This window comes from Salinisphaera sp. T5B8 (assembly GCF_040361255.1).
Lineage (GTDB): Bacteria > Pseudomonadota > Gammaproteobacteria > Nevskiales > Salinisphaeraceae > Salinisphaera.
The window spans coordinates 42,083-64,203 of the sequence record NZ_APNG01000001.1; the positions used below are offsets into that span (position 1 = coordinate 42,083).

Below are 22,121 nucleotides of genomic sequence, written 5' to 3' on the forward strand. Positions count from 1 at the left end.
TTTACTGCGGCCCGAACAGGATACCTCTCGTCATGGCCACATCGCCCCCCAACGCTGCCGGCGGCAATCGCATGCTCTGGCTGATCATCATGGCGCTGGCGCTGATCATCGTGACCGGTGCGGCGATCGGCGGCACGTATTTCTTCATGAGCGACGACGATCAGGCGGCGGCCGAGCCGGCGCACGCAGCACCCGTGCCCAAACCGGCGCCGGTATTCGTCGAAATCAAGCCGTTCACGGCCAACCTGCGCGATCCACGCGGGCGTATCCTGTATGTTCGTATCGCCGTTAAGGTCGACGATGACAAGGCGGCGGAAAAACTTGCCGAGCACATGCCCCAGGTACGCAACCGGATTCTCATGACGATCGCCGACACCCAGGCCGACAACCTGACCAGCGCCAACGGCAAGCAGTCGCTGGCCAATAGCTTGCAGGTCGCCATCGCCCGGCCCTTCGACGAAGACGAAGACGCGATCGGCGTGCAGGAAGTCCTTTTCACCGATTTCATCGTTCAATAGGCCGCGCTCGTGTCCAACGACGACATGCTATCGCAGGACGAAATCGATTCGCTGATGCTTGGCGTCAGCGGCGATGACGAACCGTCCGCCTCCCAGACCGATAGCGGTGGCAAGCGCATTCGTCCGTTCGATCCGAACGACCAGCAGCGCGTGGTCCACGGGCGCCTGCATGCCTTCGATATCATCAACGAACGCTTTGCGCGGCGTTTTCGCATGTCGCTGTTCAACCTGATCCGGCGCAATGCGGATATCACCGTCGGCCGTATCAAGATCCAGAAATACAAGGACTTCACCCGCAATCTGCCGGTGCCGGCCAATATCAACCTCATCAGCATCAAGCCGCTGCGCGGCAATGCGCTGGTGGTGTTTCCGCCGAATCTGGTCTATCTGGTGGTGGACAGCCTGTTCGGCGGCGATGGGCGCTTTCTCACTCGCTCGGAAGGCCGCGAGTTCACGCATACCGAACAGCGCATCATCCAGCGCCTGTTGTCGCTGGCACTGGAAAGCTATGCCGAAGGCTGGAAGAGCGTCTATCCGGTGAAGCTGGAGTATCAGCGCGCCGAAATGCAGGTGAAATTCACCAATATCACCAATAACGACAACGAACTGGTGATCAGCTCGACTTTTCATGTGGAGGTCGGCGCCTTCGGCAGCGATTTCCAGATCTGCATGCCCTATTCCATGATCGAGCCAATCAAGGATCTGTTGTCGGGGCCGCTACAAAAGCGCGATCCGGAAGAAGAGCAGCACCGTACGCGTCAGCTGGCCGGCGAGATCAAGCAAAGCCATATCCAGCTGGTCGCCGATTTCACCGAGATCGAGACCACCCTCGGCGAGGTTTCACGCCTGGCGGTCGGCGATGTACTGCCCATCGAACTGCCGCGCGCGATTACCGCGCGGGTTGATGGCGTGCCGGTGCTCGAATGCGACTACGGACGACTCAACGACCGCAAGGCGCTGCGCGTGACCCGGGTCATCAACCAAGAGGCTTCCAAGTCCAAACAGGGACCGAAAAAATGAACGATCAAGTGCCCCAGAGCGACGCCGACGACGATTGGGCGGCCGCGCTTGCCGAACAGGCCGGCAGCGAAACCGAAACGGACAACGCGGACAGCATGGAAGACGCCTGGGGCGAGGCCATGGCGGAGCAGGCCGAGGTCGAGTCGAACAAGAGCAGCGCGTCCAAGGCGTCTGGCGCCGGCGACAAGGCCACCAGCGCCGGTGACAGCGTGTTCAAGCCGCTGGCCGACGAGGCCAAGGCGGGTACGCCGCGCGAACTCGACATGATCATGGAAATCCCGGTCACCCTGTCGGTGGAACTGGGCCAGACGCGCCTGACCATTCGCGAACTGCTCGACCTCGCCCAGGGCTCGGTCGTGGAACTCGACGGGCTGGCCGGCGAGCCGATGTCGATTCTGGTCAACGGCTATCTCATCGCCCAGGGCGAGGTCGTCGTGGTCGACGAGAAATACGGCATCCGTATCACCGAAATCGTGACCCGCTCGGAACGCATCCACAAGCTCAACAAATGAACGAAGATCAGGCGCAACAGACGATCGACGCCGCGCAAAACGCACCGCGTAACGGCTCGGCCGACTGGCTGCACGGGCGCACCCAGACCAGCGCCGATACGCCGTCATCGGCGGTGCCCAAGGCCAACGGCTCGCTGGGCATGGAAAGCATCGGTCGCACCTCGCTCGGTCTGATTGTGGTGATTGCGCTGATCTTTGCCTGTAGTGCCCTGCTCAAGCGCTTCGGCCCCTACCGCAAACGCGGCGGGCGCTCGCTGGATATCATCGCCAGCCAGAGCCTGGGCCCGCGCGAGCGGGTGGTGGTCATCGAAGTCGAGGATACCTGGCTGGTACTCGGCGTGGCCCCCAACAGCGTGAACACGTTGCATACCATGCCCGCCGGTGAACGCGAGGTGCCGGCCGAAACCAGCCCGGCCGGGCAGTCGAACCCGAGCTTCGGCGAGGCGTTTGCCGAAAACCTGCGCCGCGCGGGCACGCGTTTCACCCGGCACGACGGAAAGCGTTAATGCGTCGCCGGTCGATCCACCTGCTGCTCGCGCTGCTGGGGCTGGCCGTGAGCTTTGCCGTCGGCGCCCAGGAACCCGGGGCCCTGCCGGGCGTGGTCACACGCCAACTCGAAAATGGCGGCCAGTCCTGGACCCTGTCGGTCCAGACCCTGGTTCTGCTCACGGCGATGGCATTTTTGCCCGCCGTACTGCTGATGATGACCGGCTTTACCCGCATCATCATCGTGTTAAGCCTGCTGCGCAGCGCCATCGGCACGCCCACGGCGCCACCCAATCAGGTATTGCTGGGGCTGGCCCTGTTTCTGACCTTTTTCGTGATGTCGCCGGTTTTCGAGCGCATCTACGATGTCGCCTACGAACCGCTTTCACGCGACGAGATCACTTTTCAGCAGGCCATACAGAATGGCGTCGGGCCGTTGCGCGAATTCATGCTGCGCCAGACCCGCGAGAGCGATCTGGCCATGTTCGCCAACCTTGGCGATATTCCGCCCATGCAGGGCCCGGAAGACGTACCGTTGCGGCTGCTGCTGCCGGCGTTCGTCACCAGTGAGCTGAAAACGGCGTTCCAGGTCGGTTTCATGATCTTCATCCCGTTTCTGATCATCGACCTGGTGGTGGCCAGCGTGCTGATGTCGCTGGGCATGATGATGGTGCCGCCCGCCACCATATCGTTGCCGTTCAAGCTCATGCTGTTCGTGCTCGTGGACGGCTGGACACTGCTGATCGGTTCACTGGCCGACAGCTTTTTCATGACCTGAGGCATCGTCGATGAGTCCTGCAACCGTCATGGAACTGGCCTATCAGGGCATGAAAGTCACCCTGCTCATGGCCACGCCGCTGTTGTTGACCGCGCTGCTCGTGGGCCTGGTGGTCAGTCTGTTTCAGGCCGCCACCCAGATCAATGAAATGACGCTGTCGTTCATCCCCAAGATCCTGGCCGTATTCGCCGCGCTGATCGTCGCCGGGCCCTGGATGCTCGGCCTGATACAGGATTTCACCCGCGATCTGTTTCTGAGCATCCCCGGCCTGATCGGCTAGCCGCGCGGGCCGCGTCGCGATGATCGAGTTCACCACGAGCCAGATCACACCCTGGGTGATGGCGCTGTTCTGGCCATTCGTGCGCATCCTCGCGTTCGTCGCGGTCGCACCGATTCTCGGCGAAAACAGCCTGTCGCGGGTGGCCAAGGTCGGCATCGCCGTGCTGCTGGCCTTCATCATCGCGCCGACCCTGCCGCCACCGCCGGATATACCGCCCGTATCGTACGTGGGCGTTTGGCTGATCGTGCAGCAGATTCTCATCGGCATCGCCATGGGTCTGGTGATGCGCGTTGTCTTCGCCGCGGTACGCGCGGCCGGCGACTATATCGGCCTGCAGATGGGGCTGGGCTTCGCTTCGTTCTACTCTGCGGCGATGGGCGCCAACATCATGGTGCTCGCCCAGATTCTCAACGTGTTCGCGCTGTTGTTCTTTCTGGCCTTCGATGGCCATCTGATCATGATCCGCGTGCTCGCCATGACCTTTATCGAACTGCCGGTCGGCGCCGGCGCGATCGAAGCCGATGGCTGGTACTTGCTGGTGCGCTGGGGCGGCACCGTGTTCAGCGCCGGGCTCGGCCTGGCGCTGCCGCTGGTCACCGCGCTTTTGACCATCAATATGGCGCTGGGCATTCTCAACCGCGCCTCGCCCCAGCTGTCGATCTTCTCGATCGGCTTTCCGCTGACCCTGTTGTCCGGCGTGGTGTTGCTGTTTTTCATGGTGCCGGAACTCGGCGGCCTGTTCGAGCAGATGTTTGCCAACGGCATCGAGGCCATGGGCGCAATCCTGAGCGCCATGGCCGGCAACAACTGAGCATCGGCTGCTCCCAACATCGGAAAAACACGCGCCGTGCGATCAAGGCACAGAAAGGCTGTCCGCGAATGAACGCCAATAAACGCAAATAAAGCAAAACGCTGGGCGGGCATTTTGCGGTTTTCGAAGGCGGCGCAAGACTGTGGCGTCGCCACGCGCGCCGGGAAACGTCTTCTTCCATTCGCGTGAATTCGCGTTTATTTGCGAACGATTCCTTCACGCGCCGGGCAATCAAGGCAAAGAAATGTTGTCCGCGAATGAACGCCAATAAACGCGAATAAAGGCAAAACGCCGGACGGGCGTTTCGCGGGTTTCTAAGGCGATGCAAGACTGTGACGTCGCCACGCGCGCCGGGAAACGTCTTCTTCCATTCGCGTGAATTGGCGTTTATTTGCGGACGATTTCTTCACGCACCGGGCAATCAAGGCAAAGAAAAGCTGTCCGCGAATGAACGCCAATAAACGCGAATAAAGGCAAAAAGGGCGGACGGGCGTTTCGCGGATTTCGAAGGCGGCGCGAGACTGCGGCGTCGCCCCGCGCGCCGGAAAACGCGTTCTTCCATTCGCGTGTATTGGCGTTTATTTGCGGACTGATTTCTTCACGCGACAGGCAGCCACGGCAAAGAAGGGCTTTCAAAGACGATAAAAGGCGACAGGTCCGGCTTCGTAGCCGGACCCGACACGAGCGCCGTGTTAGAGATTGAACATCGACAGCTTCTGGATATCGGTGAACGTCTTCTGCGAGAACTGGAGGGCCACCTGGGCGAGGCTGTAGTCCGAATAGGCGGACATGTAGTCGAGGTCCTCGAGCTGCGAACGCGTCGTATCGTAGTTGAGCCCGCGCGCCGCGCCGACCGTATCGAGCGTATCCAGCTCGTTGAGCCGTGAGCCCAGCGAGGCGCGTACGGTGAGTACGTTGTCGAGCGCGTTGGCGACCTTGCGATTCGCACTGTTGATGCCGTTTTCCAGCGCAGCGCGCGAGGCCGGCGTCTCGGTGCCCTGCTTGAGCACGTCGATCACCGAAGCAAGCGTATTGAGGATGTTGTTGTCTTCGTCGCGATCGCGGGCAAAGGTAAAACTATCGCCATCTGCGGGCTCGCCCTTGATGGTCGCGAGCATGCTATCGCCCAGCGCGATCGGCTCGCCTGCCTTATAGGGCTGATCGGCCGTCACCGTTTCGCCGGTCGTGGCATTGACCACGGTATAGCGGGTCTCGCCGCCGGCTTCGCTGAAGCTCAGGCGGAATTCGTCGCCGAAATCGGCTGCACCCGAGTCGGCCACGTTGATCGCGCCGAATACGCCGCTGCCGGCATTGGCGTCGTCAGCGCTGGCCACATACTGGGCACTATCGGTGACCGAGGAAAACACGCGCGTGCCGGTGTCATTGACCGCCATCATGCGCGATGCGTCCACGCGCAGGTTTTGCAGGCCCTCATCGCCCTGATAGCTCACCCGGCCGCCGGACTCGACGAACGGCGTCCGATCGCCGTCGTGACCGGCGAATATGTAACGGCCGTTGCCGTCCTGGGCATTGGCGCTGCCGAGCATTTCGGCATAAATGCCCTCCAGCTCGGTGGCAATGGAATTGCGGTCGGCATCGCTGAACGTGCCATTGCCGGCCTTGACCAGCAGCGGCGTAACCGATTGCAGCGCTTTGGTGACCTGATCCAGTTCGGCTTCTTCGGCCGCCATGCTGCGCCGTGCCGCGGTACGGCTGGCTTCGAACTGGTCGTTTACCGCACTGGCTTGGGAGACCACCAGCGCCTGCGAGGCCGCACGCGGGTCGTCGGCCGGCGTGACGATCTTCTTGCCGCTGGCCAGCTGCTGGCCGACTTCGGCGACCTTGCCCTGCTGACGCATGATCGACTGCATGCTCATGCTGTAGATCGAATTGGTACTCAAGCGCATGACGTGGGCCTTTTCGGGTTAAGACTAGGCGCGGATGCCGAGCAGCGTATCGAACAGGCTGGCTGCCGTTTCGATCACGCGCGCATTCGCCTGATACATTTGCTGGTAATACATGAGGTTGACGCGCTCTTCGTCGAGGTTCACGCCGGAAACCGACTGCTGCGCGGTTTCCAACTCGCTGGTGAGCATGTCCTGGGCACTGCTGTTGACCTGCAACGAACGTGTCTTGTTGCCGATATCGCTCACCAGACGGGCATAACCACTGTTGAAGCTGCTATCGCCTTCGATGGCGGGTTCGTCCTGCAGCGCAGCCATGTCCAGCGCATTGCGATTGTCGCCAGTACCGCCGCCCTGGCCGGCCGCGATCGCTGCCGTATTGGTGACCGCGACCTCCATGGCCGCGGCCGCGCGATCCAGCGGCTTGATGACGAAGGCATCGCCATCCAGCGGCTGTCCCTGCATTTGAACCTCGACGCCATCGAATTGCAGCGGCATTTCGTCGCCGCCGAAAAAGCGCTGGTCGCCGTCGCTCATGCGGGTGAGCTTGTAGGAACTGGTATCGCCATCGTATTCGAGCCGGTAGTTGCTCGCGCGCACCTCGGCACTGGCGCCTTCGGTGAATTTCACGTCCAGCGTGGCCGTGCTGTTGTTGTTCGCATCGCTGAAACTCACCGGGTCGGCGGTTTTGAAGAACGCGCCGCCGGCCTCGCCCTTGAGCGTGGTGCCGCCTTCATGCAGTTCGTTTATCCGCGCGGCCAGCGTATGGGCGATCTGGTCCAGACGCTGCTGGGCCGGCTCGAGCGAATCCTTGCGGAACGCCATCAGCCCACCCACCGTACCGCCCTTGATACTCGACTCCGGCAGCTCGCGCACCTGGCCGTTGCCAACCTCGAAACCCAGCACGGGGCGTGTCGGGTCGGCACTCGAATCCATCAGGACGAGCGACTTGGCGCCGTTGGAATCCACCAGCGGCTGGCCGGCTACCGAGATGTGATAGTCGTTGCCGTCCTGTACCGAGAGCTTGACGTCGACGAGGTCCCCGAGCGCGGATACCAGTTGATCGCGTTGGTCGAGCAGATTGTTCGGCGGCTGGCCGGTCTTGGCCTGGGTTTGCACGATCTGCTTATTGAGGTTCGAAATCTGCTCGGCGTAGTTGTTGACCTGGCTGATCGCGCCGTCCAGCTGCGATTCCACGCTTTCGCCCATATCGGACAGGTATTCCGAAAACGCACGGAACTGTGCGGTCATGCTGTTGGCATCGCCCAGCAGCGATTCGCGGGCGGCCGAATCCGCCGGGCTCGCGGACAGTGTTTGCATGCCGCCGAAGAATTTCTGCATCAGCGGCGCCAGACCGGCCTCGCTGTCGCCGAGCAGGTTGTTGACCTGCGAAATCTGGCTCAGATGGCTGTCAAACGCACTCGATCGGCTCTTGGCATCGTTGAGCTGGCCGGTGAGATATTGCTGATACTGTCGCTCCACACCCGTGGTACGTACACCCGCGCCCTGCCCGTCGCCGGTCTGAGCGGTACTCAGGCCCGTCACCTGGCGGCTATAGCCGGGGGTATTGACGTTGCTGATGTTGTTGCTTGTGGTGGCCAGCGCGGTCTGCGCTGCGCCGAGTCCGGTCAAGCCGATGCCGAATAGATTGGACATGATCGCTCTACAAGTTTGGCATGCGCACCCGCGGTGCGTTCGCTATGTGCAAATAACGGCGAAAACGAAAAAAAGTTGAATCGTTCGCGACCGCGCCCTGGCTAGAAAAGTCTTGTCAGATCGGCACTTTTGACCTCACCGAGCTGGGCGACCTGCACCGCCGGGGCCGGCGCGTCGGCCGGCAGGCGTTTCATGATCGACACCAGCTTGTTGGCATAGGCCGGATCGGTGGCATAACCGCAGTTTTGCAACGCCCGCGCGGCATGCTCCGCGGTGGGCGCGTCGACTACCGGCTTGTAGCGCGGCGATTGCGTCAACAGCCGTGCGTAATCGGAAAATGCCTGTTCATAGGAATCATAGGCTCGGAATTCAGCCCGGGTGGTGTAGCGGCGCGAACCCTCGTACTCGGTGGTTTTCACGCTCGCCGCATCGCCATCCCAGCCGGTGGCCTTGATATTGAACACGTTGAAGCTCGGGCTGCCGTCCGCGCGGGTGATTTCATGCTTGCCCCAGCCGGTTTCGAGCGCGGCCTGGGCCAGGATCAGGCGCTTGGGAATACCGGTTTCGCGGGCAGCCACCGCAGCGGCCGAATCCATGCGATCCAGAAACTTGTTGACGTGATCAGGCAATACGGCACGGCGTACCGTATCCGACGCCGACGTCTGGGCAACCGCCTCGGCGGGCACCGAAGCTTCGTTAGCCGCTGCCTGCAACGGTGGCCGGGCAAAGGTCTTGCGCGCCAGATCATCAGCCGGCTTTTCGGCCGACTTTTCGTCAGTACGACGCGCAGTGATCGGGTTGGAAGCCTGCAGCGGTTGTGGCGATGCACTGGGAATCGAGGCCAGCAGCGAATCTACGCCGTTGTCGTTCGGCGTCGCCGAGGCGGACTTGCCTTGCAGCTGCTGGGTCAGCATATCGGCCAGACCAATGCCACGCTGGGACAACGTCTGCGCCCACTGCTGATCCATGAGCGACTGATACATCTCCGAGCGCTGGCTGTTGAGCAGCCCGCTCTGCGGAATGGCGTCGCGCATCTGCTTGAGCATTTTCTGCAGAAATACTGCTTCGAACTGCTTGGCGGCCTCCTTGATGCCCTCGTCCGGCGAATTACGTGCCGAGTACTTGAGCTTGGCCACCGAGTTCATGCTCAGGGCGAAATCGCCGCTGCTGCCCATGCCGGTCATCTAGATGATCTCCAGCTCGGCGTTGAGCGCACCCGCGGACTTCAACGCCTCGAGAATAGCCATCAGATCCGTCGGCGTCGCGCCGAGCCGGTTGAGCGCATCCACCACTTCGCGCAGCGAGGCACTTTGGGTAATGGTATGCAACACGCCACTGCCTTCCTGGACCGTAATATCGGCATTGGGCACGACGGCCGTCTGACCACCGGACAGCGCATTGGGCTGGCTGACGATCGGATTGGAATCGATCACCACCGACAGACTGCCATGGGCAATCGCCGCGCTGTTGAGCGTGACATTGCGATTCATCACCACCGAGCCGGTCCGCGAGTTGATCACCACGCGCGGGGTTTCCTGTCCCGGCGTGACGTCGAGTGCCTGTACACGGGCCAGAAACGCGACCTTGGCGCTCTCGTCGACCGGCGCCTTGAGCGTGATCGTGCGCGCATTCTTGGCCGTCGCGATGTTGGAGCCGAAGGCCTCGTTGATGGCATTCATCGTGCGCAGCGCGGTATTGAAGTCGGCACGCTTGAGCGCGAGATCGATTTCGCCGCCCATACCCAGCTGCGAGGGCACCGTACGCTCGATGATCGCACCGCCAGGGATCCGCCCCGCGCCGGTCTGGTTGACCTGAACACTGCTGCCGCCGCCTTCGGCACTGATACCCGGGGCCAGAATATTGCCCTGGGCCAGCGCGTAAATATTGCCGTCGGCGCCCTTGAGCGGGGTCATGAGCAGGGTGCCACCCCGCAGGCTTTTGGCATTACCGACCGAGGAAACCGTGACATCCAGTGCCTGGCCGGTACCGGCGAATGGCGGCAGATCGGCCGTGACCATGACCGCGGCGACGTTCTTGAGCTGCATGTTGGTGCCGGCGGGCACGGTCACGCCCAGCTGCGTGAGCATGTTCTTGAGGGCCTGGCCGGTAAACGGCGTCTGGGTGGTCTGGTCGCCGGTATTGCCCAGCCCCACGACCAGCCCGTAGCCGACCAGCGGGTTGGAGCGCACGCCGCTGAACGTGGCGATATCGGCCAGCCGCGCGGCCTGCGCGCTGGTCACGACCATTACAGCGCCGGCCAGCGCCAGCAGCATCCGTTTGCACCATCCGATCTGGATCATGTTTCGTCTCGCTCGCAAAAAAGGAACAAACGTGGAGCCTGTCGTGCCTAGAGCGGCGACAGGTTCATGAACACGCGCTGCAGCCAGCCCATGCGCTGCGCTTCGTCGATATAGCCATCGCCGTAGTACTCGAGCCGGGCGTTGGCCACCTGGGTCGATACCACGGTGCTGTCGGCCGACACGGTGCGCGGATTGACCACGCCCGAAAACAGGATGTATTCCACGCCCTGATTGATGCCGATACGTTTCTCGCCAGCGACCTGCAGGTTGCCGTTGGGCAGCACATCCATGACCGTGACCGTGATCGTGCCGGTGAAGTTATTGGAGGCATTCGCCCCGCCGCTGCCGTTGAAGCTATTCGAACCCGACAGATCGGTGCCCTGATTTTCCAGCAGGCTTTGCAGCACTTCCGGGATCTGGGTCGGGGTGAATTCCACCGAGCCATTGCGGCTGGCCTTGGCCGCCGAACTCTTGGAGGCACTCACGGCCTCGTCGAGCACGATGGTGAGAATATCGCCGACCTGGGTGGGACGCCGATCCTCGAACAGCGGCTTGGTATAGCTGGCACGAAAGATCGACCCGTCGGCTGGCGGCGCGGGCGGCAGCTGCGGCGGCGCGGTAGTCGGACCTTCGACCACGTTCTTGCGCGGCAGTTGAGCACAGGCAGAAAGCGCCACCAGGGCCGCGACGACCACGGCCAGGCGCAGAATCCGTGCAGACAGGCGTGCGCTTTGCATGGGTGGCTCGTTACAGCTGGGCCAGACGCTGGAGCATCTGGTCGGAGGTTTCCACGGCCTTGGAGTTGATCTCGTAGGCGCGCTGGGTCGCGATCATGTTCACCATCTCCTCGACCACATTGACGTTCGAGGTTTCCACGAACTTGTGGCGCAGCAGGCCGGTGCCGTTCAGGCCGGGGATGCTGTCGTTACGCGGACCCGAGGCGGTGGTTTCGCGATAGAGGTTGTCGCCGATGCTCTGCAGACCGGTCGGGTTGATGAAGGTGGTCAGCTGCATCTGGCCGACCTGGACGTTCTCGGCCGTGCCCGGCTGGGTAACCGATACCGTGCCGTCGGTGGCCACGCTGATCGACAGCGCGTTTTCCGGAATGGTGATCGCCGGCTCTACCGGGAAACCCGAGGAGGTCACCAGCTGACCGTTCTGGTCGATCTGGAACGAGCCGTCGCGGGTATAGGCATTGGTGCCGTCGGGCATCTGCACGGCAAAGAAGCCGCGGCCGTCGATGGCGATATCCTTGGAGTTGCCGGTCTGCTCGAGATTACCCTGGGAATGCAGGCGCTCGTTGGCCACCGGCTGAACACCGGAGCCGATCTGCAGACCCGACGGCAGGTTGGTCTGCACCGACGACAACGCGCCGGGCTGACGCATGTCCTGATAGAGCAGATCCTGAAAGACCGCGCGCGAGCGCTTGAAGCCGTTGGTCGACACGTTCGCCAGGTTGTTGGCGATGGTGTCGAGCTTGACCTGCTGGGATTCCAGACCGGTCTTGGCAATCCAGAGTGAACGAATCATGTGTTGTCCCTCGTTGCGCCGGGCGCATCGCCCGTACGCGAATATCTATTCAAAAGTAACTAGCTCAGCGACAGCAGCTTGTTGGCGCTTTGATCGTTTTCGTCGATGCTGCTGATCATCTTCATCTGCATTTCGAAGCGGCGTGCGTTTTCGATCATCGAAACCATGGCTTCGGTCGGATTGACGTTGCTGGATTCGACCGCGCCGCTGACCACTCGCACGGTGTCGTCAGCCGCGAACGGCGCGCCGGGCGTACCGTCGGGGTTGTTACGCGGATGAAACAGGTTGTCGCCGCCACGCGCGATCTGGTCGGGTTCGGGGTTGACCAGCTTGAGCCGGCCGATTTCGGCAATGGCGTTGGGCTGATCGCCCGCGCCCAGCGCGGAAATGGTGCCGTCGGCCGCGATTGTGACCTCGGCGCCCAGCGGCAGCACCAGGGGCGCACCGAACTCGCTGAGTACGACGTTGCCATTGCTGCGCAGCAGACCGGTCGAGTCCATCTGCAACCCGCCGGCCCGGGTATAGGCTTCGCTGCCGTCCTGGGCCTGTACCGCGAGCCAGCCGTCGCCGTCGATGGCGACGTCGAGGCTGCGGCCGGTTTCGGTCATGTCCCCGGGGGTCAGATCGGCCCCCGGGGTGGTGGTGGCCGTGATTGCCCGTGTCGCCAGCCCGTCGCCGTTGACCGGCACGGCCCGAAACATCGACAACTGCCCACGAAAACCCGGCGTCGAGGCATTGGCCATGTTGTTGGCCACCACGGCCTGGCGGTCCAGGGTCTGGGTCGCGCCGCTCAGGGCGGTATAAATCAGTCGATCCATAACGAAACGTCCGGCGGGTTAAACGGGCGGGCCAGCGGCGACTAGCGCAGGTTGACCGCGGTCTGCAGGACCTGATCCTGCGTCTTGATGGTCTGCGCGTTGGCCTGGTAGTTGCGCTGCGCGATGATCATCTCGACCAGCTGCTGGGACAGATCCACATTGGAGCCTTCCAGGGTCGAACCCAGCAGGCTGCCGAACTGGCCGGTGCCGGCTACGCCGAGCCCGGCCTGGCCGGATTCCGCGGTTTCGACCCAGGCGTTGCCGCCCACCGGCGACAGACCCTGTTCGTTACGGAAGCTCGCCAGCGCGATCTGGCCGACATTGATGGCCTGACCGTTGGAGTAGCTGCCGCGGATCATGCCGTCCTTGCCGATATTGATCGCGGTCAGATCACCCGAGACATAACCGTTCTGCTGGGGCGTGCTGGCCGAGAAGTCCTGGGCAGTCTGCGAGGAACCGGCGAAATCGAACGTGAAATCGATCGGCGCGGAACCGTTTTGGGCATTCAGGCTATAGGCCACCGACGAGGCGCCGAGCGTATCGGCCTTGTCCTGCTGACCGGCGGCGGTCAGGTTGCCGTTGGCGTTGAAGCTCAGCGTGCTGGCGGGCAGGTGCTCGACATAACGAATCTGACCACCCGAGAAGGTGCCATCCGGCTGTGCGGTCGCGCCCGAGACATAGGCGGTGTAGTTATGATCGCCGTCGCTGAACTCATAACTGCCGTTGCCACCGTTCACCGGATCGAAGCCGTTATAGGTGTTGTCGGCATCCACCGTACGCGGCAGATTGGACTCGTCACCCAGGGCCATTTCACCGTTGACGCTCCAGCTGTTGGCCGCGGTCTTGGTGAAGAACAGATTCACGCTATGGGCATTGCCCAGCGAATCGAACACAGTGTTGGGCGTGCTCCAGTTGTAGCTGTCGGTGTCATCGGCATTGAAGTCGCCGGTCTTGATCTCGGCGCCCGCATCCAGCGCGGTTTCCAGCGACGCTTCGGTGGTCGCCTTGGCATTCATGCGCTCGGTCGGGATCACCAGCGGAACCGGATTGCCGCCGGCAGCCACCACGGGCTCGGCATTCGGGTTGTTGAAGTTGGTCACGTTGTAACCGGTCAGCAACGCACCCTGGGCATTGGCGATGTTGCCGTCCTTGGTCTGCTGGAATTCGCCGTTACGCGAATACAGTGTCTGGGCGCCATCGGTCAGACGGAAGAAACCGCCGCCGTCAATGGCCACGTCGAGGTTACGGCCGGTGTTGTTGAGCGCACCGCCGGTGAAATTCTGGGTGATACCCGACACTTTGGCGCCGAGACCGGTCTTGGCACCGGCGTAAATGTCCGCGAATTCGCTACGCCCGGACTTGAAGCCCACGGTCTGCGAGTTGGCGATGTTGTTGCCGATGCTGCTCAGGCTGCTGTTGGCCGCGTTAAGACCGCTGACCCCTTGCGAAAAACTCATGGTGTTTCCCTCGTGTTTCGAGTGGTTAGTATCCCGGCGTACGGGTGGAATTGATTAGGCGATTAGCGCGCGTTTGCGTGCGCAATTCATTACCTGTGGCGATCAGATGATCTGGCGGATGGAATCGAGATCGACCAGCCCCTTGTTGGGCCCGAGATCGAGCTTGGGCCCGTTCTCGCCGGCAACCACGCCGCTGACATAGCCCGTCGACAACGCCTGCGCGTTCACCGCTTCGCCATTGGGGCCGACGGCCTCGATGTTGACGCGGTAATTGCCCTTGGCCACGACATTGCCGGCGGCGTCGCGGCCATCCCAGGAGAACGACTGCACGCCGGCCGGCTGATCGGCGTAGGACGATTCATGCACCACCGCACCGCTGTCGTCGGTGATGGTGAGCTTGATTTCGCTGGCGGGCCCGTCCAGCTCCATGCCGAACGGCAGCGCCGAACCCTGTTCGCCCACGCTGATGTCGTTGCCCGGCACGAGCACGCCACGGCCGATCAGCGCGCTGGCCTGCAGCTGCTGCGAGGTATCGATCTGGCCGTTGATGTTGGCCAGGGTGTCGTTGAGATCGTTGATGCCACTCACGGTGTTGATCTGCGCGATCTGCGAGGTCACCTGAGAGTTGTCCATCGGGTTGAGTGGGTCCTGGTTCTGCATCTGTGCAACCAGCAGGGTCATGAACTGCTCGCTCATGTCCTTGGCACGCGTGCGCGATGCCGCGCCGGTGGCGCTGGCGGCCCCGGCGGCGTTGACGGAACCCAGAATATCGGTAGGCATGACGTTTGAACCTTGTTGTTATTCGCCGAGCGACAACGTACGCAGCGCCAGCTCCTTGCCGGTGTTGAGCACTTCGATGTTCGCCTGGTAGGAACGCGAGGACGAGATCATGTTGATCATCTCGTCGGTGGGATTGACGTTGGGCATTTCGACATAGCCGGCGTCGTCGGCCAGCGCATGCCCCGGGTTGTATTCCTTGCGAAACGGCGCATCGCTTTCCAGGACATTGGATACGCGCACGCCGCCGATGCCCTCGGCCGCGCCGGCCTCGAGCTCGAACCTGACCTGCTTGGCCCGGTACGGCTCGCCGTTCGGACCGGCCACGCTGTCGGCGTTGGCCATGTTGCTGGCCGCGACGTTCATGCGCTGTGCCTGGGCGGTCAGCGCCGAGCCGGCAGTATTGAAAAGATTGGAAATCGACATGCTTATCCCTCGTGGTTAAACGCCAATTAGCGCTCGGGCTGCATCGCAGCGCGCAGTCCCTTGATCTGCGAACCGAGAATCTGGAGATTGGCGCGGTAGTGCACGGCGTTGTTCATGAATTCGACGCGCTCGACGTCCATATCCACCGTGTTGCCATCCAGACTCGGCTGGGCGGCATTGCGATAGGCCAGCTGCGTGCCTTCGAGGCTGCCCGGGCTCGACGCGCCGATATGCCCGGCCGCGGTCGTCTTCAAGGGCACGGCCGGCGTGCCGTTATTACCGGCAGCACCGAGAACACGATCGAGCTCGGCACGAAAATCGAAATCGCGCGCCTTGTACCCGGGCGTATCGGCGTTGGCGATATTCGCGGCCAGCACATCCTGGCGCTTGTCGCGCATGTCCAGCGCCTGCTTGTAGAAACTCAGCGATGCTTCGAGTCGGTCGAGCATGATGACGGCCCCCGTGATGGCCTACAGGTGGTTTTGCGAGGCTCATACTAAGAGCGCCGTACGCCAGCCGATGGACAGAACAGGCACCGATTTGGGCGCTATTTCGGCGGATGGTGCGCGCGCATGCCTCTCTACAATGCGCCAACATCAGCTCCCGAGCGCCTTACGAGCCTGCATACGAATGAACCCGGTCGCCCTTGTCCGCACAGCACGCATCGCGCCACGGCTATTGGCCGCGGTGGTGCTGGTGTGCGTGGCGATAGCGGCGCAGGCCGACGACGCCGACATGCAGCAGTTGATCGGCGACTATCTACGCGCACAGGCGCCCGGCACGGGCGATGTCGAGATTTCGGTGGCCATGCCGAGCGTGTCGATGCCCGTATGCCACGACCCGCGCCCGTTTCTGCCTTCACGTAACCCGCGCATCGCCGGCAATATCACCGTGGGCGTGCAATGCCCGGGGGATCGCCCGGCGACCCGTTATTTTCAGGCGCGCGTGACCGTGATCTCGGATTACTACGTCGCCGCGCGCGATCTGTCACCGGGCGATGTGCTTGGCGCGGCGGATATCCGGCGCGAACAGGGCGACCTGTCGCGCCTGCCGCCCAACGTCGCCACCCGGCCCGATTCACTGATCGGCATGTCGGTGAGCCGACGCGTAGCCGCCGGGCGCCCCCTGGGCGGGGCCATGGTGCGCGAGCCGATTGCGATCAAGCGCGGTGAGCAGGTGCGCGTGGTGGCCGTGGGGCCCGGTTTTTCGATTACCACCGAGGGCAAGGCCCTCAATGCCGCGCCGCTGGGCGGCGATGTGCGCGTCAGCACCCGCGAGGGTTCCATTGTCATCGGTCGGAGCACGAACGAGAATACGGTAACGATCACGCGTTGATCCGTCGCGCGCTAAATCGACGATCGGGATTAAAGAAAAAAAACCGTTCGCCGATGTTTGCGCCATGGCACGCACAATCGTTTCCGAATAAACGGAACGTTCGAGGAATACCGCCGTGAACATCGACCCGACACAAAACACCCCGCGCATCGTCCCGAGCGAAACGCGCGATATCAAAAAGACCGACGAGGCCAAGCCCGGCGCCCAGGCGCCTGCCGCGTCGGCCCGGTTTCAGGCGTCCGGCATTTCGGACGCATCGCAGGATATCGACATGGCCCGCGTCAATGAGATTCGCGACGCGATCAGCCAGGGCAAGCTCGAAATCCGTTCCGACAAGATCGCCGACGGCCTGATTGCCAGCGCCCAGGCATTGGTTTCCGGCAAGTCATAACCAGGACAACAGCATGAACGACCCCTTCGCGCTCAATCTGCAACAGCATCACGACGCCCTGGGCGAGTTCATGACCCTGCTCGAATCCGAGCAGTCGTTGTTCACCGACGCGCCGGTCGCCGTCGACGCGTTGTCGCGGTTGACCGAGCGCAAGGCCGCCCAGGCCAAGGCCCTGGAACAGCTCGATGGCCAACGGCGTGCGCTGCTGGCCGAACGCGGCTATGACACGGATCGCGATGGCGCCCGCCGCCTGGCCGCGACCCTGGATTGCGAAGCGCTCTGGCAGGCACTGCTCACGCGTATCGAAGCCGTGCGCGCGCAAAACCAGATCAACGGGCTGGCGATCGAAACGCGCCTGGACCACACCAACCGCACGCTGGCGTTTCTGCAGCGCGCGACCGGCCAGACGCTCTACGGCCCGAACGGACGCACACGCGCATTCGGCAGCAATCACAGCCTGCGCAGCGGCGTCTAGAAATCGGGGCGGCTCGGGCCGGGGCCGAGGCGCCCGGCCGCTGGCGCGTATGCGCTTGCGCTCGTCACTCTGAATCAACGAAGAACGCCGGCACAGGGCCGGCGTTTATTTTTCGATGACGTTGAAAACAGCTGACCACGTCAGCTGTTTTCGGTGCCCCGATTAATAAAACAGCCGCCAAGCCCTGTCTTGATTATGTACAAAGTTCAGCATGCAGCGTGAACAGCGGACAGCCTGGGCTTAGACCTGACTTGCGCCTTATTCGCGTTTATTTGCGGACTGATTTCTTCACGCGACAGGCAATCAAGGCACAGAAGCTTGTCCGCGAATGAACGCCAATAAACGCGAATAAAGGCAAAAGGCCGGACGAGCGTTTCGCAGATTTCGAAGGCGACGCAAGACTGCAGCGTCGCCCCCGTGCGCCGGAAAACGCGTTCTTCCATTGGCGTGTATTCGCGTTTATTTGCGGACTGATTTCTTCAAACGACAGGCAGCCAAGACAAAGAAGGGCTTGTCCGCGAATGAACGCGAAGACACGCGAATAAGGCGAAAGACAGATCGCTCGAGACCGCGTGCCTCGCTGTTCGCGCCGCATGCGTAACTGTTTGCATAATCAATCGCTGCCTTGCACCTATGTTTATTGGCGCGCATTCGCGGACCGGTTTGCTCGTTTGAAGACGAAAGACCGCGGATGCCGCCGTTTGTGTGACCGACGGCGTCGCGCCAGTTCGCCGACACAGCGACAGGCGCTGATTCGTCGTGCGACCGAGCAGGCATCCTGGTTGCACACGGGCGCAGACAAACGCAGACAAGGCGCCAGGCGATCGCCGAAAACGCGCATGATCTGATGTTCACGCCGCGGGATGACGTCTGTACATAATTCAGCGCACGGCTGGTGCCCGGGCGTCGGATAAAAAAGGGCCTACTCGAAGTTCACCATCAGGCTCAGCCGATCGCCGGCCAGCGGCGTACGCGCGGCCGGCGGGCCGTCGATTCGAAAATAGAATCGAAACGCGGTTGCCACGGGCAAGCCGGAAAAGGCCATAGTCTGGCCATGGGGGCGCGATGCGTCAACGCACCGCCCCCCGCCGCATAGCTGTACCGCCAGTGCGCGCGGGCGCCATCCACGATAGTTGTAACGCCAGTTCACGCGCGTGATCGCCGCACCTGCCAGTGGTGTGTCCCGGCTCGGCAGCAGCGGGCCGAGCGCGTAGCGAAACCCCTGTTGCGAAAGCGTCGGCGCCTGGCTCTCGGCTACCCAGCGGCCGGCTGCCATGGCCGGCTTCGCGAAGCCGGCCAGCGCCTGAGCCAGGATCAGAAGCGCGCCGATCGCGGCGATTCGTACGGCGCTGTGTACAACATCCGCCATCGGCGAACGATTAGCGCCCGCCGATGAGCATGTTCACGCGCACGCTGCGATCGTCGGGGATTTCGTTTTGCGACAGCACCACGAGCTGGCGCATGCGTCGACGCAGAAAACGCGTGAGCAGCGGGCGTAGTTCGTGTTGCACCACCAGCACCGGCGGCAGACCGCGCTCTTCCTGACGGGCGACCGAGTTCTCGACCTGCTGGACGAGCGTATCGGCCAGGCCCGGCTCCATGCCACCGCCATTGTGCAGCGCCTGCATGAGCATCTGTTCGAGCTTGGCGTCGAGGGTCATGACTTCCAGCTGCGGCGCCGCGCCGTACCAGTGCTGCACGATCGAGCGACCCAGTGCCAGACGCACTCCCGCGGTGAGCTCGTTGACGTCCTGGGTATGGCCGGCATTGACCGCCAGCACATCCAGAATCCGGCGCATGTCGCGGATCGAGACATCTTCTTCGAGCAGGTTCTGCAGGATGCTCGTGACCGTGCTCAACGGCACCAGCTTGGGTACCACGTCGTCGACCAGCGCCGGGTTGTCGTTTTTCACCCGGTCCAGCAAGGCCTGGGTTTCGCTGCGGCCGAGCATGTCGCTGGCGTGCTGGGCCAGCAGATGATTGATGTGGGTGGCGATCACGGTCGAGGCATCGACCACGGTAAAGCCCTGCATCTCGGCCTGTTCGCGATGACCTTCCTCGATCCAGACCGCGGGCAGGCCGAAGGCCGGATCGGTGCCGGCCCGGCCTTCGAGCGTGCCGTGCGCCTGGCCGGGGTCGATCGCCAGCCATTGCCCGGGATAGGCTTCGCCGCGACCGATCTCGACGCCGTTGAGCGCGAGGCTGTAACTGTGCGGCTGGAACTCCAGGTTGTCGCGAATATGCACCACCGGCGGCAGAAAGCCGATCTCCTGGGCGAACTTCTTGCGCACACCCTTGATGCGCTTGAGCAGTTCGCCATCCTGATGGGCGTCGACCAGCGGGATCAGCCGATAGCCGACCTCCAGGCTCAAGGGATCGACCAGCTGCACGTCGTCCCAGCTGGCTTCCTTGGTTTCTGCGGTCACCGGCGGTGCCGGCGCTTTTTGCACGGCCTCGGCCTCGGCTTCGCGGGCCTGCTTTTGCAGGTACCAGCCCAGACCGCCCAGCAGCGCGGTGAAGAATAGAAACACCAGATTCGGCATACCCGGCACCAGCCCGAGCATGCCGAGCACGCCGGCCGAAAGAAACAGCACCTGCGGATTGGTGAACAGCTGGGCGAGCATCTGCTGGCCGACGTCCTGATCGGTACTCACCCGCGATACGGTCACGCCGGCCGCGGTGGAGATCACCAGCGCCGGCACCTGGGCGACCAGACCGTCGCCGATGGTCAGCAGGGTATAGGTACGCGCGGCCTCACTGGCCGACAGACCATGCTCGCCCATGCCGATGATCAGCCCGCCGATGAGGTTGATCACCATGATCAGAATGCCGGCGATGGCGTCGCCACGCACGAACTTGCTGGCACCATCCATGGAGCCGAAGAAATCGGCTTCCTGGGCGATTTCCTGGCGGCGTTCCTTGGCCTGCTGTTCGTCGATCAAACCGGCATTGAGATCGGCATCGATGGCCATCTGCTTGCCCGGCATGGCATCCAGGGTGAAGCGCGCGCCCACTTCGGCAATACGTCCCGCGCCCTTGGTGATGACCATGAAGTTGATCACGATCAGAATACCGAACACGACCAGACCGACCGCGAAATTGCCGCCGACCAGGAACTGGCCGAACGCCTCGATCACCTGCCCGGCCGCACCTGCGCCGGAATGCCCGTTCATGAGCACGACACGCGTCGACGCGACGTTGAGCGACAGGCGCAACAACGTGGCAAACAGCAACACGGTGGGAAACGCGGCAAAATCCAGGGGCTTCTGGGTGAACATCGCCACCAGCAGCACCATGATCGACAGCGCGATATTGAAGGTGAAGAACAGATCCAGCACGAACGGCGGCAACGGCAGGATCATCATCGCCATGATCATGATGATCAGTACCGGGCCAGCCAGCATCTTGTACTGGCTGCCACCGTCCGCGCCGAGGCGGCCCAACATCGTGTTTAAAGCGTTCATGCGTTCGTGTCTGGTTCGTCCGGGTCGAGGCCCGGGGGCACGGCGATCGCCGTGGGTTTGACCGGCGCCACGCCGCCGGCTTGTTCATAGCGCTTGAGCTGGAACACCCAGGCCAGCACCTCGGCGACCGCGGTATACAGCGCGGCCGGAATTTCCGTATCGAGATCGCCGTGGCGATAGAGCGCGCGCGCCAGCGGCGGCGCTTCGAGCAGGGGCACGCCCGACTCGGCGCCCAGTTCGCGAATCTTGGCAGCGACATTGTCGGCGCCCTTGGCGACCACGCGCGGCGCGTTCATCTCGCCGTCGCGATACGACAGGGCGACCGCATAGTGGGTCGGGTTGGTCACGATGACGTCAGCGGTGGGCACCTCGCTCATCATACGTCCGCGTGCCATCGCCTGTTGCTGCTGACGAATCTTGGCCTTGAGCTGCGGGTCGCCTTCGGATTCCTTGTGTTCGTCCTTGATCTCCTGACGGCTCATGCGCAGCTTCTTGTGATGGCTCCACAGCTGGTAGGGCACGTCGATGCCGACCACCACGGTAAACGCCAGCAGCATGAACGCACAGCAGGTCACGATCAGCGTCAGCGCATGCAGCAGTGCCCCATTGCCCTGCTCCTTGGCCAGCACCAGCAACTCGTCGAGATGGGTATAGACGAACCAGGCCGCGACCGAGCCGATGAGCACCGACTTCGCGATCGCCTTGACGAGCTCGATAACACCCTGCGACGAGAATATCCGGCCCAGCCCCTTGATGGGATCGAGCTTCTTGGCATCGAACTTGATGGATTTGGGCGAGAACAGCCAGCCGCCGAGCAGCGTCGGCGCCAGCAGTGCCACGGCCACCAGTGGCAGCGTGATCGGCGCGAGCGCGCCGAGCGTGGTCAAGACCTGCGCCCATTGATGATCGAGCAGCCGCGAGCTGTCCATGGCCATGGCCGCGTCGAAACGCATGCTCGCCTGCATGACGGTCATCATCTGGCTGCCCATCCAGCCCGACAGCATCCACAGGCTGGCCAGGCCCACACACAACAGCATGAACGTCGCCAGCTCGCGCGAACGCGGAACCTGGCCATCCTCTCGCGCCTTTTCCAGGCGCCGCGGGGTTGCCGGTTCTGTTTTTTCGGCGTCGCTTTCGTTGGACATGCCTTACCCGATGGGGTGCTGGCCTGATGACACAGCCA

24 protein-coding genes are annotated in these 22,121 nt (G+C 62.7%); 10 read left to right on the forward strand and 14 right to left on the reverse strand.

Annotated features, from left to right (window positions below):
- Nucleotides 1-32: 32 nt before the first annotated feature.
- The 7 genes from fliL to fliR are packed head-to-tail and all read left to right on the forward strand — an operon-like array spanning nt 33 to nt 4,405.
- Nucleotides 33-518, forward strand: coding sequence for a flagellar basal body-associated protein FliL (gene fliL / locus T5B8_RS00200; RefSeq protein ID WP_353175176.1), 486 nt, complete (start codon nt 33-35; stop codon nt 516-518).
- A gap of 9 nt (nt 519-527) precedes the next feature.
- A complete protein-coding gene (gene fliM / locus T5B8_RS00205; RefSeq protein ID WP_353175178.1) occupies nt 528-1,538 on the forward strand; it encodes a flagellar motor switch protein FliM in 1,011 nt (336 codons plus the stop codon).
- Entirely contained in the window at nt 1,535-2,050 is a 516-nt protein-coding gene (fliN, locus tag T5B8_RS00210; protein WP_353175180.1) for a flagellar motor switch protein FliN, read from the forward strand. The genes fliM and fliN overlap by 4 nt, the downstream gene beginning before the upstream one ends.
- Nucleotides 2,047-2,556, forward strand: a complete 510-nt coding sequence (gene fliO / locus T5B8_RS00215) for a flagellar biosynthetic protein FliO (RefSeq protein ID WP_353175181.1) — start codon at nt 2,047-2,049, stop codon at nt 2,554-2,556. Before fliN ends, fliO begins: the two co-directional genes overlap by 4 nt.
- Nucleotides 2,556-3,314: a flagellar type III secretion system pore protein FliP gene (fliP, locus tag T5B8_RS00220; RefSeq protein ID WP_353175183.1), complete on the forward strand. Its 759-nt coding sequence runs from the start codon at nt 2,556-2,558 to the stop codon at nt 3,312-3,314. The genes fliO and fliP overlap by 1 nt, the downstream gene beginning before the upstream one ends.
- A 10-nt stretch (nt 3,315-3,324) precedes the next feature.
- A complete protein-coding gene (fliQ, locus tag T5B8_RS00225) occupies nt 3,325-3,594 on the forward strand; it encodes a flagellar biosynthesis protein FliQ (protein WP_353175185.1) in 270 nt (89 codons plus the stop codon).
- 19 nt (nt 3,595-3,613) lie between these two features.
- Nucleotides 3,614-4,405, forward strand: a complete 792-nt coding sequence (gene fliR / locus T5B8_RS00230) for a flagellar biosynthetic protein FliR (RefSeq protein WP_353175187.1) — start codon at nt 3,614-3,616, stop codon at nt 4,403-4,405.
- 692 nt (nt 4,406-5,097) lie between these two features.
- Here the strand turns inward: fliR and flgL are convergent.
- The 11 genes from flgL to flgB all read right to left on the reverse strand — a co-directional run bounded on the left by flgL (nt 5,098) and on the right by flgB (nt 15,722).
- Nucleotides 5,098-6,312, reverse strand: coding sequence for a flagellar hook-associated protein FlgL (gene flgL / locus T5B8_RS00235; protein WP_353175189.1), 1,215 nt, complete (start codon nt 6,310-6,312; stop codon nt 5,098-5,100).
- A gap of 24 nt (nt 6,313-6,336) precedes the next feature.
- Nucleotides 6,337-7,965, reverse strand: a complete 1,629-nt coding sequence (flgK, locus tag T5B8_RS00240) for a flagellar hook-associated protein FlgK (protein WP_353175191.1) — start codon at nt 7,963-7,965, stop codon at nt 6,337-6,339.
- A 101-nt stretch (nt 7,966-8,066) separates the two neighbouring features.
- The gene (flgJ, locus tag T5B8_RS00245) at nt 8,067-9,149 is read right to left on the reverse strand and encodes a flagellar assembly peptidoglycan hydrolase FlgJ (RefSeq protein WP_353175193.1); all 1,083 of its coding nucleotides are present in this window, start codon (nt 9,147-9,149) and stop codon (nt 8,067-8,069) included.
- Nucleotides 9,150-10,265, reverse strand: coding sequence for a flagellar basal body P-ring protein FlgI (locus T5B8_RS00250; protein ID WP_353175195.1), 1,116 nt, complete (start codon nt 10,263-10,265; stop codon nt 9,150-9,152).
- 47 nt (nt 10,266-10,312) lie between these two features.
- Entirely contained in the window at nt 10,313-11,002 is a 690-nt protein-coding gene (locus tag T5B8_RS00255) for a flagellar basal body L-ring protein FlgH (RefSeq protein ID WP_353175197.1), read from the reverse strand.
- 10 nt (nt 11,003-11,012) lie between these two features.
- Entirely contained in the window at nt 11,013-11,795 is a 783-nt protein-coding gene (gene flgG / locus T5B8_RS00260; RefSeq protein ID WP_353175199.1) for a flagellar basal-body rod protein FlgG, read from the reverse strand.
- 59 nt (nt 11,796-11,854) lie between these two features.
- Entirely contained in the window at nt 11,855-12,613 is a 759-nt protein-coding gene (gene flgF / locus T5B8_RS00265; protein ID WP_353175201.1) for a flagellar basal-body rod protein FlgF, read from the reverse strand.
- A gap of 41 nt (nt 12,614-12,654) precedes the next feature.
- Nucleotides 12,655-14,070, reverse strand: a complete 1,416-nt coding sequence (locus T5B8_RS00270; RefSeq protein ID WP_353175203.1) for a flagellar hook-basal body complex protein — start codon at nt 14,068-14,070, stop codon at nt 12,655-12,657.
- A 102-nt stretch (nt 14,071-14,172) separates the two neighbouring features.
- Nucleotides 14,173-14,850: a flagellar hook assembly protein FlgD gene (locus tag T5B8_RS00275; RefSeq protein WP_353175204.1), complete on the reverse strand. Its 678-nt coding sequence runs from the start codon at nt 14,848-14,850 to the stop codon at nt 14,173-14,175.
- Between the two features lie 18 nt (nt 14,851-14,868).
- On the reverse strand, nt 14,869-15,273 hold the full coding sequence (flgC, locus tag T5B8_RS00280; protein WP_353175206.1) for a flagellar basal body rod protein FlgC: 405 nt from the start codon (nt 15,271-15,273) through the stop codon (nt 14,869-14,871).
- A 26-nt stretch (nt 15,274-15,299) separates the two neighbouring features.
- Nucleotides 15,300-15,722, reverse strand: a complete 423-nt coding sequence (gene flgB / locus T5B8_RS00285; RefSeq protein WP_353175208.1) for a flagellar basal body rod protein FlgB — start codon at nt 15,720-15,722, stop codon at nt 15,300-15,302.
- A gap of 181 nt (nt 15,723-15,903) precedes the next feature.
- Here flgB and flgA point away from each other — a divergent pair, with 181 nt between their 5' ends.
- The 3 genes from flgA (at nt 15,904) to T5B8_RS00300 (ending at nt 17,474) form a co-directional block, all read left to right on the forward strand.
- The gene (flgA, locus tag T5B8_RS00290; protein ID WP_353175209.1) at nt 15,904-16,608 is read left to right on the forward strand and encodes a flagellar basal body P-ring formation chaperone FlgA; all 705 of its coding nucleotides are present in this window, start codon (nt 15,904-15,906) and stop codon (nt 16,606-16,608) included.
- A 115-nt stretch (nt 16,609-16,723) separates the two neighbouring features.
- Nucleotides 16,724-16,999, forward strand: coding sequence for a flagellar biosynthesis anti-sigma factor FlgM (flgM, locus tag T5B8_RS00295; protein WP_353175211.1), 276 nt, complete (start codon nt 16,724-16,726; stop codon nt 16,997-16,999).
- A 13-nt stretch (nt 17,000-17,012) separates the two neighbouring features.
- Nucleotides 17,013-17,474 carry a flagella synthesis protein FlgN gene (locus tag T5B8_RS00300; protein WP_353175213.1) on the forward strand — a complete coding sequence of 154 codons (462 nt, stop codon included), beginning with the start codon at nt 17,013-17,015 and terminating at the stop codon, nt 17,472-17,474.
- Nucleotides 17,475-18,396: 922 nt separating this feature from the next.
- On the opposite strand, the gene T5B8_RS00305 is transcribed toward T5B8_RS00300, so the two are convergent.
- The 3 genes from T5B8_RS00305 to flhB are packed head-to-tail and all read right to left on the reverse strand — an operon-like array spanning nt 18,397 to nt 22,083.
- On the reverse strand, nt 18,397-18,843 hold the full coding sequence (locus T5B8_RS00305) for a flagellar protein FlhE (RefSeq protein ID WP_353175214.1): 447 nt from the start codon (nt 18,841-18,843) through the stop codon (nt 18,397-18,399).
- 10 nt (nt 18,844-18,853) lie between these two features.
- A complete protein-coding gene (gene flhA / locus T5B8_RS00310; protein ID WP_353175216.1) occupies nt 18,854-20,938 on the reverse strand; it encodes a flagellar biosynthesis protein FlhA in 2,085 nt (694 codons plus the stop codon).
- Entirely contained in the window at nt 20,935-22,083 is a 1,149-nt protein-coding gene (gene flhB, locus T5B8_RS00315) for a flagellar biosynthesis protein FlhB (RefSeq protein ID WP_353175218.1), read from the reverse strand. Before flhB ends, flhA begins: the two co-directional genes overlap by 4 nt.
- Between the last annotated feature and the right edge of the window lie 38 nt (nt 22,084-22,121).

Bases quoted from the DNA above. Each gene is read 5' to 3' on its own strand.
- fliP (WP_353175183.1), top strand. From the start codon at position 2,556: ATGCGTCGCCGGTCGATCCACCTGCTGCTCGCGCTGCTGGGGCTGGCC.
- flgK (WP_353175191.1), bottom strand. From the start codon at position 7,965: ATGTCCAATCTATTCGGCATCGGCTTGACCGGACTCGGCGCAGCGCAG.
- flgF (WP_353175201.1), bottom strand. From the start codon at position 12,613: ATGGATCGACTGATTTATACCGCCCTGAGCGGCGCGACCCAGACCCTG.
- fliO (WP_353175181.1), top strand. From the start codon at position 2,047: ATGAACGAAGATCAGGCGCAACAGACGATCGACGCCGCGCAAAACGCA.
- T5B8_RS00305 (WP_353175214.1), bottom strand. From the start codon at position 18,843: ATGGCGGATGTTGTACACAGCGCCGTACGAATCGCCGCGATCGGCGCG.
- T5B8_RS00275 (WP_353175204.1), bottom strand. From the start codon at position 14,850: ATGCCTACCGATATTCTGGGTTCCGTCAACGCCGCCGGGGCCGCCAGC.
- T5B8_RS00270 (WP_353175203.1), bottom strand. From the start codon at position 14,070: ATGAGTTTTTCGCAAGGGGTCAGCGGTCTTAACGCGGCCAACAGCAGC.
- flhB (WP_353175218.1), bottom strand. From the start codon at position 22,083: ATGTCCAACGAAAGCGACGCCGAAAAAACAGAACCGGCAACCCCGCGG.
- flgJ (WP_353175193.1), bottom strand. From the start codon at position 9,149: ATGACCGGCATGGGCAGCAGCGGCGATTTCGCCCTGAGCATGAACTCG.
- flgB (WP_353175208.1), bottom strand. From the start codon at position 15,722: ATGCTCGACCGACTCGAAGCATCGCTGAGTTTCTACAAGCAGGCGCTG.
- flgL (WP_353175189.1), bottom strand. From the start codon at position 6,312: ATGCGCTTGAGTACCAATTCGATCTACAGCATGAGCATGCAGTCGATC.
- fliQ (WP_353175185.1), top strand. From the start codon at position 3,325: ATGAGTCCTGCAACCGTCATGGAACTGGCCTATCAGGGCATGAAAGTC.
- flhA (WP_353175216.1), bottom strand. From the start codon at position 20,938: ATGAACGCTTTAAACACGATGTTGGGCCGCCTCGGCGCGGACGGTGGC.
- flgA (WP_353175209.1), top strand. From the start codon at position 15,904: ATGAACCCGGTCGCCCTTGTCCGCACAGCACGCATCGCGCCACGGCTA.
- T5B8_RS00255 (WP_353175197.1), bottom strand. From the start codon at position 11,002: ATGCAAAGCGCACGCCTGTCTGCACGGATTCTGCGCCTGGCCGTGGTC.
- T5B8_RS00250 (WP_353175195.1), bottom strand. From the start codon at position 10,265: ATGATCCAGATCGGATGGTGCAAACGGATGCTGCTGGCGCTGGCCGGC.
- flgC (WP_353175206.1), bottom strand. From the start codon at position 15,273: ATGTCGATTTCCAATCTTTTCAATACTGCCGGCTCGGCGCTGACCGCC.
- fliN (WP_353175180.1), top strand. From the start codon at position 1,535: ATGAACGATCAAGTGCCCCAGAGCGACGCCGACGACGATTGGGCGGCC.
- fliL (WP_353175176.1), top strand. From the start codon at position 33: ATGGCCACATCGCCCCCCAACGCTGCCGGCGGCAATCGCATGCTCTGG.
- flgG (WP_353175199.1), bottom strand. From the start codon at position 11,795: ATGATTCGTTCACTCTGGATTGCCAAGACCGGTCTGGAATCCCAGCAG.
- fliR (WP_353175187.1), top strand. From the start codon at position 3,614: ATGATCGAGTTCACCACGAGCCAGATCACACCCTGGGTGATGGCGCTG.
- T5B8_RS00300 (WP_353175213.1), top strand. From the start codon at position 17,013: ATGAACGACCCCTTCGCGCTCAATCTGCAACAGCATCACGACGCCCTG.